General features: G+C 64.6%; 1 protein-coding gene. It reads right to left on the bottom strand.

Annotated elements, in window-relative coordinates; genetic code table 11:
• Nucleotides 1-16: 16 nt before the first annotated feature.
• Nucleotides 17-619: aldo/keto reductase (locus tag IEW19_RS23215; protein ID WP_188573896.1), on the bottom strand; the 603-nt coding region annotated here is incomplete at its 5' end.

The raw sequence follows: 619 nt of genomic DNA, 5'->3' as shown, positions 1-619 counted from the left end.
GGGACCAGTTCGGGGTTTACCTGCCGCCTTCGATTTTGCGGCTGCGCTGGGTTTGGGCCATCGGACCGTAAGGATAGACCCCTACACGGGGTTGGCTGGTCTGGGTGAGCCGCAGTGTTTCCTCCGGGGTGAGTTCCAGGTCCGCTGCGGCAAGGTTGTCCGCCAGCTGTTCAGTGGTGCGGGCACCGAGGATCACGGACGTCACGCCCGGCCGGTCCACCAGCCATGCCAGCGCCACTTGGGAGGCGCTTGCCCCATGATCCGCGGCGATCTTTTCCAGTGTGTCTATGATGTCCCAGGTGTGGGGGTCATCGTTGCGGGCCTGCCATGCCTCCATGCCGCGTTCGGGGTTTTCGCCCAGGCGGGTGGCACCTGTGGGCGGCTCGTCACGCTTGTATTTGCCGGAGAGCCAACCGCCGCCCAGCGGCGACCACGGCAGCAGGCCGATGTTCGCGTCCTGGGAGGCCGGGACAATCTCAGATTCGATTTCCCGGACCAGCAGGCTGTACTGCGGCTGTAGGGTTACGGGGGCGCTCCAGCCGTGGGCCTTGGCAATGTGGACCGCTTTGGTCATCTGCCATCCGAGGAAGTTGGAAAAGCCGTAGTAGGCGATCTTGCC

It is taken from the genome of Arthrobacter liuii (assembly GCF_014639275.1).
Classification (GTDB): Bacteria; Actinomycetota; Actinomycetes; order Actinomycetales; family Micrococcaceae; genus Arthrobacter; species Arthrobacter liuii.
The sequence above is the reverse complement of the archived record's forward strand: the minus strand, read 5'-3'. Positions and strand labels throughout refer to the sequence as shown.